Raw genomic sequence first — 16,740 nt, 5'->3', positions numbered from 1 at the left:
ATAAACAATCTTACTACACACAATGTTTTTTTACTTCTTTTTTAGCATGCTTTATAGCAGTAATATAGATATAAATTATAGTAAGAACAGAAGCAAAAAAAAGTAAAAGAAGTAAAACTCCTATGATCTGTACTGGTAGTTTACTAGCTAAAAATCCTGATAAACCTAAAGTTTTTATACATAAGATTATTACTCCAATAGCGAAACTAATAAGAAAGGCTATCGCTTTGTATCCTCTATGTATATTTCTTTTATGATAACGAATAGCGTATTTATCTATATGGTTTTTTTGCAAATTTTTAGTCATTTTTAAAAACCTTTTTCTGTATATCTATCTGTTTACATTCATCTACAGCATTCATTAAATCATATTCACTAATTTTTTGATTTAGATTTAGATATTTCGAAATTGTTGGGCAATCTATTTTAGCCTGTCTTAGTTTTTCTTCAGATGCATCTATAAGGTGATTACCAAAAAGCTTAAGAAATATGATGGATGCTATTAAAAGTATTAAAAGTATTGTCGCAATTGCTCTCATAGGTTGAATTTCTCTATTGTTTCTTTAACTTCTTCACTACTCGATCTTACATGATCAGGTTTTTGGATAAAGCGTTTAATCAAGTGTATTGTATGAGAGTACTTTATAAGTACTTAGTTGATGTATTCAATTAGTTTTTGATCACCAGTGGCAATAGTGCAATCGACATACATGCAAGTCCAGCAAGAAAAAATTTCCAACAATAAGACCAAATTTCCCATAAAAGACTTAATTCATTTGAACTTAATGGCCTAGAAAGCAGCAATCCCATAATAATAAAAAAACCTAAAAGTATAGCAATCATAATAGAAAAAAGTATTAGAAGACCACCAATATTTATCATTAATCTCACTGTAAAGCTCCTCCCTATTTATAAAAAATAGTATATATCTGAAAAATTCCATTTAATATAAGAATAATATAACCTATTGGAATTATATATTTAATTAAATTGTTTACTAAATTTTTTCCTATCTTTTCTAAACCAACTGAATTACTAAGTATTGGAGGAATAGAAATTAATATTATAAAAAGTAAAACTCGAATATATTCCATATTAGCAGGTATATACCTATCCAAAAAAAGGATAAATGTCACACCAATTATAAGGATTGAAAAAAAAGCTACACCAAAATTAAATCTCATATATTATTTTCCGTTTAATCTAATACACGCAAGTCCACTAAGAAAAGACTATTGTTTTCTATTAGTCTGATATAAATAATTGTAACCAATGTTACATAATTGTTCAAGAGAAGATTGAGTTTAATTGTAACATTGGTTACAATGTGGATATTAATTATTATAGTGAAATTAATTATGGACTTAACTTATTTAGTTTCTGAAAGAAGTATTCTTTATCACGATTGTAGAAAAACTTATTATAGAGATTTTCATATTTTTAATGAAGATAAAGGAATATATTTAGATAATTGGAACATTATTTATGATATTTCGTTAGAAAGTGATGTATTAGAAAAAAGTAAGCTTTTAGCTAATTCAGCAATTGAACGTTTAAACAAAATTAAAGAGTGTTTAATATTCAAAAAATTAAATCTACAGTATAAAGATAATTCTATAGAGAGTGAAATTGACCTTTTTTTAAAAGATCATAGTTTTGAGTCTATAGATCATATAGATGAAATCTGGTTACTTGTAAATATGGTTAAACCAATTGGAATCAAATATTCTCTTATAGACCTGCCCAGCTAAAATCTTTTAAACCTGACCAGACACTACAAATAGATCAAACATATCACAGTGAAATTGTTTAAAAATGTTGATAAAGAGGCAGAGGGAATCCGTAAAAATGAAAAATGTGAGTAAAGAACCAAGACAACTTCGTTATGCTCGAAGACGTATGAAAAAGAATATCCTTATTGATCTATATCTTGATAATGATATAGAAAAACATCTTTATGAGAATTGGAAGAAAGAAAGTAATAAAAAAGCTTTATTCATTAAAATTTACTCTAATCATCTAGCAGAAGAAGAAATTAAATGAATTTTTTAATATATATGTTTACTTGTTATATTCAAGAAAATTGGTTAACTTTTTTAAATCAAAAAATTAAAAGCCTTTAATTAAAGGCTTTTAATTTTTTCAAAGCAATAAAATTGCTATAGGAAACGAATTATACCTAGTTTAAAAAATAAAAATGGATATTTGACTATCCACAATAATAGAAATCTTAACTTTTCACTACTTACATTATTAATAGTATTATTTATAGGATGCCATTCTACTAAATTGTATAGTACTTTTCTATTTAAGATACATCCTACAATAATGTAGTAAATAAATGTTATCCATTGCGTTACCCCTAGTACGGAGCATAATTTAATACTAATAAAAAAACCAATAAAGGAAATCAACCAAATCACGAATGCTAATCTTAGCTGCATACTTTATATCTCATGTTCATTCATCTTTTTCTTTGATTTAAGAATATTTTACATTACTTTTTTCAACTTAGTGAATGGTTAATTAATTTTAAACTTATTAGCCTAGCTAATTAAAGCTATGATAAGATAAATTTTAGCTATGTATGGAATAGGCTAATTTGATTATGGCCTAATTGCCCTATCATTTTTAATTTTGAGGCTATTATGAAAGTAGCAAGAGTTTATTTAAGAGTAAGTACAGAAGGACAGGACTTATCTAGACAAGAAAGTATCGTGCAAGAAGCGGAAGAGGCTGGTTTCTACATAGCGGCAGTTTATAGAGAGAAAGCTTCAGGAATGATCCTTAATAGACCTGAGTTACAGAGAATGATCAATGATCTCCAAAATGATGAAGTTGTTATTGCAGAAAATATTGATAGGATTAGTCGTTTACCACACGGAGAGGCTATAGATCTAATTAATAAAATCAAAGAAAAAGGAGCAAAGATATCTATCCCAGGAATAATAGATCTAAGTACTATATCAAATGCAACAGACGGTATATCCAAAATTGTTCTAGATAGTATTCAAGAGATGTTATTAAAAATAACTCTTCAAATTGCACATGATGAATACAATCTAAGAAGGGATCGGATCAAGAAAGGTATTAGTAAAGCTAAAGAATTAGGAAAATTTAAAGGTAGAAAACCTAATACAAAGAAAAATAAACAGATAGTAGAACTAAGAAAGTTAGGCTCAAGTATATCTAAAACAGCTCAACTAACTAATAGCAGTATTAGCCAAGTAAAATTGATATGGGCCAAGTATAAAAAGGAAATCAGCAATGATAGATAATAGAAATGATAATCCATACAATGATTATGAAACTATCTATATTAAATGTGAAAGAAGTTCTAATTTTGGTATTCCTCCAGGATATTTTTCAGGTCTTATTGTTATAGGAATATTGATAGGACTTCAATATATATGGAATCTTCTCGCTGATTTGGAATCATATACTGGCTTAACCAAAATAGTTGTAACCTTCTATCATTATACTTTATATGAACCAATAAGCTTTGGGAAAAGTATCAATAACTACTTTATCTACCAACCTTTAACTGAATATTCAAAAATAAATTTTATTGTAAGATGGTCTATCGTAATTTTTTACTATTTTGGTGTTCTACCGTATTTATATAGAAAATTATTAAAGATCTTCCAAAAATTTAATATAAGTAAAAATAAATTTAAACTTTTATTTTTAGCTCCTTTAATTTTATTAATATTAAAAGTATTTTTAACATATATTTTTAGCTAAAATCTAATTTCTGATCCGAAAATTATCTTTATTGTAAAGCATCATTGACAATATAAAGAAGTTCGCCTAAAATATTTTTAATCTCTCGTATATATGAGCCAGTAATGAATAGTTTAAAAGAAGAGTTTGTTGTTACCTCACTTGCTATAGATTTAAAAAGAGATCTACTAGCAACAGGTTGTTATTCACAAAATAAAATAAATTTTTGGAATATAAGCAGTAGAAAAAAGTTTCATACTATTCATTTCGATAATGCTTTTAATCCGATTAATTCGATCCTCTTTTTTGAAGATAAAATTAGCTTTATTTCTAACGCTTCATCTAAGGTTATAATTCTTTCTGGAAATGATTTTGATCAAATAAGATCTTTTGATAAAGCCTTTAACAGAGAAATTGTATCTTTAGATTATTGCTCAGGTAATTTACTTATTGCTTGTAAACGTCCATTACTTCAAGTGATGAAAGAAGATAATATTAGAGATAATCAAGACTTATTTATTGTAGATACGCAGTCATTGGAAATAATTCAAACTATAAACTCAAAGCATCTTATATATGATGCAAAGATATATGACGACTATATATACACTGTAGGTACAAATGATGAAAATGGCCTCTTCTGTTTAACCTCTTTTAATATTAATTCAAAAGAAACAGAAAGCACTATCTTAGGTGATGATGTTGATACATGCCAAATAAAAGTTGGTAATGACGGTAGAACTATAGCAGTTATTGCTAACAGTTCTAATGACGAGAATGGTGATGTAATAAGTACACTATATATTCTTGATAAAGAAACGAAAGATATTATTTATGAAGATTATGTAAGAGATGGAAGTGAATACACTAATGTATGTATAACAGATAAGAATACAATCATATTAGATCTTTATGATCATGAAGAAAAATCATCTTTTTTAGTGCAGCAAACTAAAGAAGGTTCGACTATTCATAAAGAAAAAATTAATGGTATTACAACCTTTGGTATAGCAACTAATGAAGACAAAATAGCTTTATCAACAAACTTTGAAGTAAATTTTTACGGAGTAAAATAATGGCAGATATTAAAGATTTACTTCAATTAGCTGAGAACACTTACAAACGATTGAAAGATCCGTCTGGTGAACATGATTATAAATTAAAGAACTTAAATTTAGAATTTATAAAATATAGTAAAGATGCAAAATCTGATTATGGGGGGCTTTGTTACTTTGATCATTCTAATAATGAATTGATAATCGCAAGCCGAGGAACTAAAACTTCAAAAGATATTGTTACAGATTTAAAAGCCGTAGGTCTTAGAGATCTAGCTGTAAAAGAAACTCTTGCTGATATAGCAGCAAAGAGGTTTGCAGACAAAGCATTAGATAAAGCTGATAGAAGTGGTAATAAAATAAAAATAGTTACATCAACTGGGCATTCATTAGGTGGACGCTTAAGTGAAACTATATTAGCACAGCAACATGAAAATAATAGAAACTCAACAACAGTTACTAATTTAGAAATACTAAATCAAAGCATTACGTTTAATGGGTTTGGTGTATATTCAGCAGTAAAACGAGAGGATGAAGAATACAAGCATGTAAATTTACAAGTTAAAGGGTCTTTAGGTGGGTTTTCAGATGATTTAGTAAGCCATTTAAAAACGCATCTTGGTCACAATATTAGTATTAGTACAAGCAGTAACAACTTCTATTCTGCTCATAAACTTTCAACTCTATCTAGAGCTATGAATAATCATGAAGAAATAGGGAAAATGCAAGCAAATGAATTTATTCATCTTGCAAAAAACAAAAGTGATATTAGTCAAATAGTATTAATAAGATCTCAAGAAGAAGAAAATCAAAACGAACATAAAAACAAAAATGAAAATGAAAATGAAAATACAATTATGAATAAAGAACTTATCTTACCGTTTGTTGGAAAACATCAAGGAAAAATCATCATTGATCAACCAAGCAAAGTATTTCAAGAACTCGACAAATCCAAGAAATATATAATGGTTCATGATAAAAATAATTTAGATAAAGTTCCTGAAGTCGGTGATCATGTTTCAATAGATCACAAAGCAAGCGGAAAAGCGAAAGTAGAGAAAATTAATAGTAATCTACAAAAAAGTAAAAGTAGATAATTAAAAGCTCTATTAAAACATAACATTTATGAGGGATTGACTACTTCTATGTAGTCACTCTCTCATATAACTGGCAATATGTTTCTCTCATATGAACTAATCCATGATAGGTAATAAATTTTAGACCACTTATAAGATTTAGGAGAATTTGAATTGAATATTCTTAAAACCAAAGGTATTAAACCATCACTAAAATCCCCAATAAAGATGATGATTTTTATTTTTATTTTTATATTAATAACTATCTGGCTTTCTAAATTGGGTTCTAAATTTTATGAAGAAGCTGATGAAGAAGCAACTCAAAGTGCAATATCTAAAGTAATCCCACGTATGAATAGATTAGCCAGTGAGGGTAAAGAGGATGCGATATTATGGATGGCTGATATGCAGTCTAATGGAGCTACAGCCAAGTATTTTAACGGCTACCCCTCATACAATCAACAATTGGATACTCTAGTAAATAATAATAATAGTAGAGCTTTATTCCTTAAAGCTAAGATAATTTATTCAACAAATAAAGCCAGTGCAATAGAGTTAGCTAAACGATCAAGCAATCAAGGTAATTTTGATGCTTTACTATTTCTACATGAAAAGTTCAAGACAGGAGAACTGAAAGATTTAAATTTCAAGACAGGAGAATTAAAAAACTTAGACTTAGAATACCTAAAGTAAATTTATAATTATAATAATGAGTCATGACTCATTATTATAAAATTTTATTCACAATAACTACAAATTGATTAAATATAAGTACTAACAGCCAAACTATAAGAAAAGTAATAATGTAGAATGAAAAATTTAATTTAATATCTAAGATTTTTGAAGCACAAAAAGATATAAGACTAGATAGAAAAAGTACAAAAAAATTAAAGACTAAATATATAATTAATTTTTTTTGTGTATTACTAAAAAAATCTCTAACATCACAATTAGTTTTATTCTTACTCATAAAAATATTTAATATCTCATTGGAGTCTATAATTATATTACTAAAACCACTCAATTTTTACAATAATTTGAGTTATTTCCATATTTCTATTATTTCCTTTTCTTGACTAGGGATAAATTTTATACCAGTTAAATCTTTGCGCATAAATGAAGTCAGATTCCAGTCAGCTTTAATTTCCTCCCCTTTTAGAATTTTTTGAACAATACCTAATTCACGTTCACGATTGATTCTTTGAGTATCTTCATCAGTTCTCAACCAAGCTTCTGCTTCACTTTTATAGAATTTTAACAAAGAGATAGAGGCATTTGGAATTGCATATTTTTCGTTTATTTCAGATATAATTGGCTTAAATTTTCGATAGCTATTTTCTATGTCCCATAAATCAATTGTTATGAATTTTTTAGGCTTTTGATATATTGGTTTAAATGTAAAGCTTTTGTCTTGATATAAAATAGGAAGTAACTCAATAACATCTTTTTCTGATAGCGAATCATCAACAACATACGGTAAATTTGGTATATGTTCCATATTTATAAATTCAATATAAAATAAAATTTTTTCCAATTCATCTTGATGAAGATTTGTTTCTATACCAAAAAAATCTGTGAGTAAAGTGTAATTGTGAGTCAATTTGAATATCATAAATTTTTCCTTAGTTTTTAAATGATTAATCGTAGATAGTTAAATTATAATGGGCATCACTAGCTTGGCTAGGATACCCACTCGAAAACTTACCACGTTACAGCTACAGAAGCCCCACCACCTGCATTACCATTAAAGTCGGTTGTACCTGCCATTTTCCAGATATAATTAACTGTTTTACCGTTAATTTTTGAGTCTTGAGTAACTCCACTTGCTCCAATTGCCAAGTTAGTTGAGTTGTTCCATGTTCCTGTGCCGATTGCTAAAGCACTTTTTCCAGGCTGTATAGGTTGTGCTAGTGATGCAATCGCAATTGCACTCGCAACACCAGAATTTAATTTTTTATCAAGTTGATTAAAACGCTGATTGAAGTTATTTGAAAGATTAGAAACTTGCGAGTCGGTGTAATTTTGAGAAGTTAAATTTGCTTGATAAAGTTGTGAACCATTAACTGCATCTTTTGAAGTCGCACTAATTTCGCCATCTTTTAGATCACTAATTTTAGCATTGTTCAATACAACTTGAGTGTGTGTATTGTCGCTATATTTCACTGAATTAGCGTTCGACTGCTGTAACTGTGAAATTTCTGTTGTATGCTGATCAACACGACTGTTTACTGATTTAATATCAGAAGTGTTTTGAGCAACATTCTGTTTTGTATTCTGTAAATCGTTTTGTGTCGTTCTAATGTTGCCAGCATTAGATTTAATATCAGAAGCGTTTTGAGCAATCGCATTTGTGTTATTTGCTACATTTTGATTAGTCTTTGCTAAATCACTATTTGTTTGATCAATACGTGTATTAGTATCCTTAATATCAGAAGCATTTTGAGCAATCGCATTCGTGTTATTCGCTACATTTTGATTTGTAGTAGCGAGATCGTTTTGTGTCGATTTAATATCAGAAGTGTTTTGGGCAATCGCATTTGTGTTATTTGCTACATCTTTTTTTGTAGTAGCAAGATCGTTTTGTGTCGCTTTAATATCAGAAGCATTCGCTTTAATATCAGAAACGTTTTGAGCAATCGCATTTGTGTTATTTGCTACATCTTTTTTTGTAGTAGCAAGATCGTTTTGTGTCGATTTAATATCAGAAGCGTTTTGAGCAATCGCATTCGTGTTATTCGCTACATTTTGATTTGTAGTAGCGAGATCGTTTTGTGTCGATTTAATATCAGAAGTGTTTTGGGCAATCGCATTTGTGTTATTTGCTACATCTTTTTTGTAGTAGCAAGATCGTTTTGTGTCGCTTTAATATCAGAAGCATTCGCTTTAATATCAGAAACGTTTTGAGCAATCGCATTCGTGTTATTCGCTACATTTTGATTTGTAGTAGCAAGATCGTTTTGTGTCGTTCTAATGTTGTCAGCATTAGATTTAATATCAGAAGTGTTTTGGGCAATCGCATTCGTGTTATTCGCTACATTTTGATTTGTAGTAGCAAGATCGTTTTGTGTCGCTTTAATATCAGAAGCGTTTTGAGCAATCGCATTCGTGTTATTTGCTACATTTTGATTTGTAGTAGCGAGATCGTTTTGTGTCGCTTTAATATCAGAAGTGTTTTGGGCAATCGCATTCGTGTTATTTGCTACATTTTGATTAGTCTTTGCTAAATCACTATTTGTTTGATCAATACGTGTATTAGTGTCCTTAATATCAGAAGCGTTTTTAGCAATCGCATTTGTGTTATTTGCTACATTTTGATTAGTCTTTGCTAAATCACTATTTGTTTGATCAATACGTGTATTAGTGTCCTTAATATCAGAAGCGTTTTTAGCAATCGCATTCGTGTTATTTGCTACATTTTGATTAGTCTTTGCTAAATCACTATTTGTTTGATCAATACGTGTATTAGTGTCCTTAATATCAGAAGCGTTTTTAGCAATCGCATTTGTGTTATTTGCTACATTTTGATTAGTCTTTGCTAAATCACTATTTGTTTGATCAATACGTGTATTAGTGTCCTTAATATCAGAAGCATTCGCTTTAATATCAGAAGCGTTTTGAGCAATCGCATTCGTGTTATTCGCTACATTTTGATTTGTAGTAGCGAGATCGTTTTGTGTCGATTTAATATCAGAAGCGTTTTTAGCAATCGCATTCGTGTTATTCGCTACATTTTGATTTGTAGTAGCGAGATCGTTTTGTGTCGATTTAATATCAGAAGTGTTTTGGGCAATCGCATTTGTGTTATTTGCTACATCTTTTTTGTAGTAGCAAGATCGTTTTGTGTCGATTTAATATCAGAAGCGTTTTGAGCAATCGCATTCGTGTTATTCGCTACATTTTGATTTGTAGTAGCGAGATCGTTTTGTGTCGATTTAATATCAGAAGTGTTTTGGGCAATCGCATTTGTGTTATTTGCTACATCTTTTTTTGTAGTAGCAAGATCGTTTTGTGTCGCTTTAATATCAGAAGCGTTTTGAGCAATCGCATTCGTGTTATTCGCTACATTTTGATTTGTAGTAGCGAGATCGTTTTGTGTCGATTTAATATCAGAAGTGTTTTGGGCAATCGCATTTGTGTTATTTGCTACATTTTGATTTGTAGTAGCGAGATCGTTTTGTGTCGATTTAATATCAGAAGCGTTTTTAGCAATCGCATTCGTGTTATTTGCTACATTTTGATTTGTAGTAGCGAGATCGTTTTGTGTCGATTTAATATCAGAAGTGTTTTGGGCAATCGCATTCGTGTTATTTGCTACATTTTGATTTGTAGTAGCGAGATCGTTTTGTGTCGCTTTAATATCAGAAGTGTTTTGAGCAACTTGTGTCTGTACAGTTTTTAACTGACTCACATTAACCGCATCGGTATCTTCTGTACCAGCACTCAAGTTAGTAATTTGTCGTGTTAAATTTTTTGTACTATTGCCTACTGATACTACGTTAGTACGATCTGCTAAAGAATTTGAACCTATAGCTATCGAATCATCTTTAGAAGCATTTGCTAGTGTTCCAATTGCAGTTGAACCATCCCCAGTAGCAGTTGCACCATTACCAGTAGCAGTTGAACGAATACCACTTGCAGTTGAAACTGCACCAATAGCAGTTGAACCTGCACCACTTGAATTTGATCTTGCACCAAGAGCAATACTTGTGCTTTTTGTTGCTTGTGCTGAATTACCGATTGCAATTGCTTCACTATCAGTTGCTTTACTTAAAATACCAGTTGCTACAGAGTTTTCACCACTTGCAGTTGAAGTTACACCACTAGCGGTTGAGCCTTTACCGCTTGCAGTTGAGCTACTACCAATTGCAGTTGCATTATCTGCTGTTGCTTGTGAATAAGCACCTAGTGAAGCAGTAGCATAATTACTAGCTTTTGAGTTCATACCAAGTGCAATTGATCTTTCACCTGTTGCATTTGCAAAAGTTCCTATGCCTGTTGAGTCATTTCCAGTGACATTGCTTCTGTTACCCACAGCTACAGAACCGTATCCAGTTGAAACTGCTTGTGCGCCCATTGCAATTGATAATTGTCCTGTTGCTTTAGAATTTGCACCTACAGCAACATTTTGATTACTACCACCTGTCGCACCATAGCCCATGACAGTTGAACCATTTCCACCTGTCGCACTATCACCAAAAACCGAACTAAAACCACCTGTAGCACTTGCACCATAGCCAGTTGATGTTGAGTGATAATCTGCTGTTGCAGTATTGCCAATTGCAGTTGCATATAAATCTGTTGCACTGGAATTATCGCCAATTGCAAAGCTATTTGCATATTTAGCATTTGCATTATCACCAATTTGAATGCTTGCATAAGATGTATTATAGCTTATTGCTGTAACTGCGATTGCTAAAAACGACTTTCTAAATTTTTTCATTCGATTTCTATACCTTTATAGATTTTTCAAATATCATTGATAGGTTTAACTTTTATTAATTAATAGCTAATCTTTCATTAGTAATTAAAAAATAGTCTTGTGCTGCTTCTTCCAGACTTGCATAACTTTTAACTTCTGATTTTTCATTTAATAAAGGGCGAGCTATAATTATGTCCATAATTTCAATAGAGTAAGATGTTCCATTAGCTGTTTTAACCGTTTTAACTTTGACACTTTTTATCCTATTTAAATCAAAAGCACGTTTCGCTTGAGAAAGTGTCATACCTTCATTAAAGTTCATAATTGGATTCCTATTTAAAAACTGGTTTACCTTTATCATCGTTATATTTTTCTTTACACCCTGGGAAACCAGAACAGCCCCAAAATGCAGAAGAAAATTTGCCTTTCTTTACTACTCTTCTAATTAATCCTTTTTTACATTCTTTACAAAAGTAGACATTAGAAACTTTCTGTTTAGCTTTAGGTACTCCAGGTTTACCATTACTGTCTGGTGCTGTGTAACCGCACTTATCTACACATCCCCAAAAGGCATCTTTACCAGGAATTGCTATTTTTTTTAAGCCAGATTTACAGTCAGGGCATGTGTGTTGATATTTAATATCCAATTTACTGTTTTTGACACGGTTTACTTCATTAGCAATGTAATTATTAAGTTCTTTAATAAATTGGATAATATCTTCTTTACTTTTTAAGTCCTTCTGTTGTTCATGCCATAAAGCCGTCATGTCTGGATACTTAGCTGTATCAGGAAGAGCATCATAAAGAGCTTCGCCAATAGATGTAGATACTAAAGATTTTCCTTGTTCAGTAATGAAACCTTTATTTAAGAGAAGAGCAATAATAGTATCTCTTGTCGCAGAAGTACCAATTCCTCCATGCTCACCTTCTTTACCTTTATCCTTTTCAATTAAAATCTTTTTTAGGTGTGGATCTTTAATATATTTAGCAATTCTAGTTAAATCTTTAAGAAGAGAAGACATTGTATAAAGCGGTTGTGGTTTCGTTTCTTTCTTATCATTGGATGACTCAACACACTTTCCTATTAAATTATTTTGTAATGACCTTAGATCACATTGGCTAAAATCACTATCTAATTCATCATTATCCGTATCATTTTTATAAAGACTAGACCAACCTTTTTCAGTTACAACTTTAGATACTGTTTTAAATTGATGACTACTACATTGAATAACTATTGTTGTTTCATCATATTTCATGTTAGGAAAAAACTGAGCAATATAGGCTCTAGCAATAAGCAAATATATGTTTTTTTCTGCATCACTTAGACTCGTAATGTCTTTTGTGGCTTCAGTAGGTATTATTGCGTGATGTGCTGAAACTTTACTACTATCAAAGGCTCTACTTTTTAACTTTGTTTCTGCTTTTGATATAACTTTTGAAAAAATTGGGGCTGATCCCAAAATAGCATTTAATACTTGCGGTGCATCTTCATGTTGTTCATCCGAAAGGTATTCACAATCAGAACGGTTATAAGTAATTAATGAATGTCTTTCACGTAAACTTTGTGTGATTTCTTTTACTTGATCTGGTTTGTAGCCGTATTTTCTTGAAGCATCGGCTTGTAATTTTAATAAATTATATGGAAGTACTGGTGGAGTCTCTTTTTTAACGGTTTTATACGAAATAATTTTAGCTGGTTGCTCTTTAATATCTTGGGCAATACTTTCTGCTAAAGATTCATCAATAAGTCTTTTTTTATCATCTACTTGATCTGAATCTTTAACTATATAATTCCCTTTAAATCTAGTCCCAGAATAATCAAAAACTCCTGATACAAGATAATAATAAGACTTTTGATGTGATTTAAATTCTCTACAACGTCTAACAATAAGTCCAAGCATAGGTGTTTGAACTCTTCCAACAGAAAGAGTTCCATCAAATCCTTGGCTTTGAGCCTTTAACGAGTATGCTCTAGAAAGATTATATCCATATAGTTGATCTGCTACTGATCTAGCTTCTGCTGAAGCTGATAAAGCTGCAAATTCAGAGTTAGGTCTTAAATTATTTAAGGCTTTTTGAACAACTTTTAAATTATTATCATTAATTAAAACTCTATATACTGGTTTTTTATTTCCATAAAACTCTAAGAGTTCATCAACAAGATATTGGCCTTCTTCATCAGGATCACCAGCATTAACGATTACGTTAGCTTTATCAATCAAAGAAAAAATCACCTTAACTTGTTGTTCTTTATCAGCAGTTATATGTCTTTCCCAAGGTATAAAACAAAAGGGTAAGTGATCTAATTCCCACTTAAAATACTTCATATCATATTCATGCGGATCTGCAAGACGGAGCATGTGACCGTAACACCATGTCACTAAATCACCATTATTGCACTCAAAATAGCCATCTTTTTTAGTACCACCCCCTAAACCATTTTGAATTGCCTTAGCTAGTTCTGGCTTTTCAGCAATAAATAATCTTTTCATAAATTAGCTCTAATTTTCTGATCCGAAAAACGAGGGGGATACCCCCCCTAATATGAGTTTACATCTATTTTTTATATGGTCTTAAAATAACATCTTTAGACACCATGACATTGAATCGATATCCAGGACGCACAGTTATTGTTGGAGCAACATTCATATTTCTATTAATTAGCTCTTGGCCTGTTTGTGACCATTGGCGACCTAGTTCCTGACTAAGAGTCTGTCCATTAGATTGCGTGTCGCCTGATGTATTATTTCCACTATTAGTTGCTATTTGACCGCCAGCCGAAAACATAGAAATAAGTGCAGCTTGACCAAAAGTTCTAAGATAATGGTTATTTACTTTATCTTGGAAACCGTTATAACCTGCTTGATCTACACCAGCAAAGTTAATACTTATAGATGCACCATTTGGATAAATTAATCTTTCCCACTGAACCATTGCTCTTTTTTGACCAAAAGTTACGGCACTGTTATAAGATCCTGTAATTTTAGTTCCCTGTGGAATGAGTAAGTACTTCCCTGATTTAGTGTCATAAATGTTTTGTGAAACTTGTGCCACAACTTGACCTGGAAGGTCACTATTCAAACCAGTTATTAGTACCCCAGGAATAACAGTTCCTGCTTTTACTTCATATTCAGAAACAGCATCAATTAAACTTTTATTAAGATAAACATCATCATCTCGTTTTTGAGAGGCCCATGCTTGTTTCTTTGATTGTCCATTTGCAATATCATATCTATCTGGTTCTGAGCCATTATCATCATTTGGCATAGATCTAGAGCCAGGCATCATACCTAAACCAGAAGCACCACTATTACCATTTGAAGCATTCATTGAGCTATTTAGACCAGTTCCATTTAAAGTACTGCCAGTGTTTAGTACATTTGCAATAGCATTTTGATGTTCTGTAATTGATTGATTTCTGTTATCTAGTTCTCTTTGCTTTTGTTGCTGCAACATCTGAGCTTGTTGCATTTCTAATTCATTTTTTTGGCGTATTCTATCTAACTCTAACAACCTTTTTTTATTTTCAAAATCAGATTGTGAACCCTCAACCGTTTGTTGGTTTGAAGTCATAACATCTGAAGCTGCTGGAGCATTCGGATTACAAGCTTGTTGTTTTGGCGTTCCATCGGAATTTAAAACAGTATTTCCTTGAGGATCGACAACATTTTCTAAGCAGCTATCTTTACTTGTCGATTTTGGTTTAATAGGGCCAACTGGTACTGCTCCTGTCTTTTTATCATTACTACCAAACATATCAACTGGAACACCAGTAGAAACCCCACCACCAGCATTTGAGTTTGAATCAGATCCTGAATCAGCATTACTGTTATTAGGATTAGATACTTGATACATTGTTACAGCGACTAGAAGTACAACAATCACTATAATCACTACAATAACGATCATCGGAAATTTTGTAAGCCGTCTTCCACCGCGCAGCTTTGTTTTTTCGCCTTGTTGAATCCCAACAGGCTTACTAGGATTCAAATTTTCGTCTTGCTTATTAGAGCTATTTTCCGACATAGTTACTCTCACGAACAGTATATTTTCCGAGTTGACTCCACTGTTTTTTCCACCGCACAGCCATTGTTGTTGCTGTGTTACCATCTACAGTGATATTAACAAGAAGACCATTTAAGAATGGTTCAACTTGGTATTTAACAAGATGAATATCTGTATCAGGCTCATAGCTATTAGAAATTGCATATCCCTTTGTCTTAGCGAAGTCTTCTAAAATAGAATCGAGATTACTATAGTTACTTTTTGCTATATAAATAGTACTGCTTGCTGGTGGCAACTTATAAGAGACATAATCCATGATACTTGGTATAACAATCTGTGCAGACTCATTAGAAATTCCTTTGGCATAAGATTTTTCTAACTTGGGATTTTGTGATACACAACCAACTGCTGCTGCTGAAAAAATTAGAACAGCAGACATAGCTAATATATTTTTTTTCATACTAACCAGCCTTTTGATCTCTAACGATTTCAACCTTGACTTGCTTTCTACCAACACCGCTTACTAGAATTGCACGACTAATGACAGAATCAACTACAAAGCGATCCCCTATTAAACGATAATTGACTAATTGTTCCTTATTGTCAGCACCAACAGATAATAACGCTGGTAATTCTTGGTTGGCATCGCTTACACTTTTTGCAAATTGAATATAAGTTTTAGATCCATCTGTATAAACACGTAGTGGCTTCCAAGAGGGTTCATCACCTTTCAGCTTAAACCCAAAATCTAAAGTTGATACATCATGCCCATCATCTAATATAGTTGCTGCCTTCTTAGCTTTTAATTGTTCTTTATACTGTTCTAAGGCACGTTGTTGATCTTCTGGATATTGAAAACTAACAATAGGCATCCAGTCATTTATACGACTTAAAAGCTTAATTACATACAACCTTCTATCTGTAGCTACAGTTAAATTCGTTGCTAGGTTACTATCAGTAGGCTTAACAATTAAATATGTCGTTTGATCATCTCCAGAACCAACTAGACTAGGTGTTATTTTCCAGCGCACTTGATCGGCAACATCTAATTTAGATACCTCTTCACCTTTTTGGAGTTTTATCGTACATACATAAAATGGCGCACACACAACAGTCGGTAAAGATGCTCCGAATTGATAAACAACTGAGCCTGAATCACCACGCCCTGGTATATCATTTCTGTTGACCCACTCATTTGCCATTTCTGTCCCTTTTACTTCTTTAGGATTCAAAACAGGGTTACTGTTATTTAAATAATTAATGGGTGCATTATTAACGCTTGATACAATTCCTTGATTACCACCACTAACATTAACTGCTTGTTGTTGCTGTGCTTGTAACTGATTAAGTAGATTAGATGCTTGAGCTAAATCTTCACTGTTAGTAGCTAAATTAGCTGCAAAAACGGTAGAAATTGGTAGTAGAGTTAAAGCAACGAGAAGTTTTTTCATTTTTTATT

Annotated in this window: 17 protein-coding genes; 7 read left to right on the top strand and 10 right to left on the bottom strand. The window is 31.5% G+C overall.

Annotated features, from left to right (window positions below):
- Nucleotides 1-13: 13 nt before the first annotated feature.
- Together OZX61_RS12780 and OZX61_RS12775 are read right to left on the bottom strand one after the other, a co-directional pair.
- Nucleotides 14-307: a hypothetical protein gene (locus OZX61_RS12780; RefSeq protein WP_277095798.1), complete on the bottom strand. Its 294-nt coding sequence runs from the start codon at nucleotides 305-307 to the stop codon at nucleotides 14-16.
- The gene (locus OZX61_RS12775) at nucleotides 300-539 is read right to left on the bottom strand and encodes a hypothetical protein (RefSeq protein WP_277095797.1); all 240 of its coding nucleotides are present in this window, start codon (nucleotides 537-539) and stop codon (nucleotides 300-302) included. Before OZX61_RS12775 ends, OZX61_RS12780 begins: the two co-directional genes overlap by 8 nt.
- 819 nt (nucleotides 540-1,358) lie before the next feature.
- On the opposite strand from OZX61_RS12775, the gene OZX61_RS12770 reads away from it, so the two are divergent.
- The 7 genes from OZX61_RS12770 to OZX61_RS12740 all read left to right on the top strand — a co-directional run bounded on the left by OZX61_RS12770 (nucleotide 1,359) and on the right by OZX61_RS12740 (nucleotide 6,547).
- The gene (locus OZX61_RS12770) at nucleotides 1,359-1,751 is read left to right on the top strand and encodes a hypothetical protein (protein WP_277095796.1); all 393 of its coding nucleotides are present in this window, start codon (nucleotides 1,359-1,361) and stop codon (nucleotides 1,749-1,751) included.
- Between the two features lie 97 nt (nucleotides 1,752-1,848).
- Complete coding sequence (locus OZX61_RS12765; protein ID WP_277095795.1) at nucleotides 1,849-2,043, top strand: hypothetical protein; 195 nt, start codon at nucleotides 1,849-1,851, stop codon at nucleotides 2,041-2,043.
- 605 nt (nucleotides 2,044-2,648) lie between these two features.
- Nucleotides 2,649-3,278 (top strand): recombinase family protein, encoded by a 630-nt coding sequence (locus OZX61_RS12760; RefSeq protein WP_277095794.1) that lies wholly within the window; start codon nucleotides 2,649-2,651, stop codon nucleotides 3,276-3,278.
- Nucleotides 3,268-3,744 (top strand): hypothetical protein, encoded by a 477-nt coding sequence (locus OZX61_RS12755; protein ID WP_277095793.1) that lies wholly within the window; start codon nucleotides 3,268-3,270, stop codon nucleotides 3,742-3,744. The genes OZX61_RS12760 and OZX61_RS12755 overlap by 11 nt, the downstream gene beginning before the upstream one ends.
- Nucleotides 3,745-3,848: 104 nt before the next feature.
- Entirely contained in the window at nucleotides 3,849-4,799 is a 951-nt protein-coding gene (locus OZX61_RS12750; protein ID WP_277095792.1) for a hypothetical protein, read from the top strand.
- Nucleotides 4,799-5,875 carry a hypothetical protein gene (locus OZX61_RS12745; protein ID WP_277095791.1) on the top strand — a complete coding sequence of 359 codons (1,077 nt, stop codon included), beginning with the start codon at nucleotides 4,799-4,801 and terminating at the stop codon, nucleotides 5,873-5,875. The genes OZX61_RS12750 and OZX61_RS12745 overlap by 1 nt, the downstream gene beginning before the upstream one ends.
- A gap of 153 nt (nucleotides 5,876-6,028) precedes the next feature.
- On the top strand, nucleotides 6,029-6,547 hold the full coding sequence (locus tag OZX61_RS12740) for a hypothetical protein (protein ID WP_277095790.1): 519 nt from the start codon (nucleotides 6,029-6,031) through the stop codon (nucleotides 6,545-6,547).
- Nucleotides 6,548-6,896: 349 nt separating this feature from the next.
- On the opposite strand, the gene OZX61_RS12735 is transcribed toward OZX61_RS12740, so the two are convergent.
- The 8 genes from OZX61_RS12735 to trbG form a co-directional block, all read right to left on the bottom strand.
- Nucleotides 6,897-7,466, bottom strand: coding sequence for a hypothetical protein (locus tag OZX61_RS12735; protein ID WP_277095840.1), 570 nt, complete (start codon nucleotides 7,464-7,466; stop codon nucleotides 6,897-6,899).
- An 89-nt stretch (nucleotides 7,467-7,555) separates the two neighbouring features.
- On the bottom strand, nucleotides 7,556-8,017 hold the full coding sequence (locus tag OZX61_RS12730; protein WP_277095839.1) for a hypothetical protein: 462 nt from the start codon (nucleotides 8,015-8,017) through the stop codon (nucleotides 7,556-7,558).
- Between the two features lie 1,645 nt (nucleotides 8,018-9,662).
- Nucleotides 9,663-11,294 carry a hypothetical protein gene (locus OZX61_RS12725; protein WP_277095838.1) on the bottom strand — a complete coding sequence of 544 codons (1,632 nt, stop codon included), beginning with the start codon at nucleotides 11,292-11,294 and terminating at the stop codon, nucleotides 9,663-9,665.
- Nucleotides 11,295-11,349: 55 nt separating this feature from the next.
- The gene (locus OZX61_RS12720; RefSeq protein ID WP_277095837.1) at nucleotides 11,350-11,595 is read right to left on the bottom strand and encodes a hypothetical protein; all 246 of its coding nucleotides are present in this window, start codon (nucleotides 11,593-11,595) and stop codon (nucleotides 11,350-11,352) included.
- 10 nt (nucleotides 11,596-11,605) lie between these two features.
- Nucleotides 11,606-13,768 (bottom strand): DNA topoisomerase 3, encoded by a 2,163-nt coding sequence (locus tag OZX61_RS12715; RefSeq protein ID WP_277095836.1) that lies wholly within the window; start codon nucleotides 13,766-13,768, stop codon nucleotides 11,606-11,608.
- A gap of 64 nt (nucleotides 13,769-13,832) precedes the next feature.
- Nucleotides 13,833-15,302: a TrbI/VirB10 family protein gene (locus OZX61_RS12710; RefSeq protein ID WP_277095835.1), complete on the bottom strand. Its 1,470-nt coding sequence runs from the start codon at nucleotides 15,300-15,302 to the stop codon at nucleotides 13,833-13,835.
- Nucleotides 15,289-15,741 carry a hypothetical protein gene (locus tag OZX61_RS12705; RefSeq protein ID WP_277095834.1) on the bottom strand — a complete coding sequence of 151 codons (453 nt, stop codon included), beginning with the start codon at nucleotides 15,739-15,741 and terminating at the stop codon, nucleotides 15,289-15,291. The genes OZX61_RS12710 and OZX61_RS12705 overlap by 14 nt, the downstream gene beginning before the upstream one ends.
- Nucleotide 15,742: 1 nt before the next feature.
- Nucleotides 15,743-16,732, bottom strand: a complete 990-nt coding sequence (trbG, locus tag OZX61_RS12700; protein WP_277095833.1) for a P-type conjugative transfer protein TrbG — start codon at nucleotides 16,730-16,732, stop codon at nucleotides 15,743-15,745.
- Nucleotides 16,733-16,740 lie beyond the last annotated feature (8 nt).

Origin of the sequence: Acinetobacter sp. ESL0695 (assembly GCF_029392135.1) — a bacterium.
Classification (GTDB): Bacteria; Pseudomonadota; Gammaproteobacteria; order Pseudomonadales; family Moraxellaceae; genus Acinetobacter; species Acinetobacter pollinis.
Note: the sequence above shows the minus strand (reverse complement) of the source record. Positions and strands in the feature narration are given on the sequence as shown.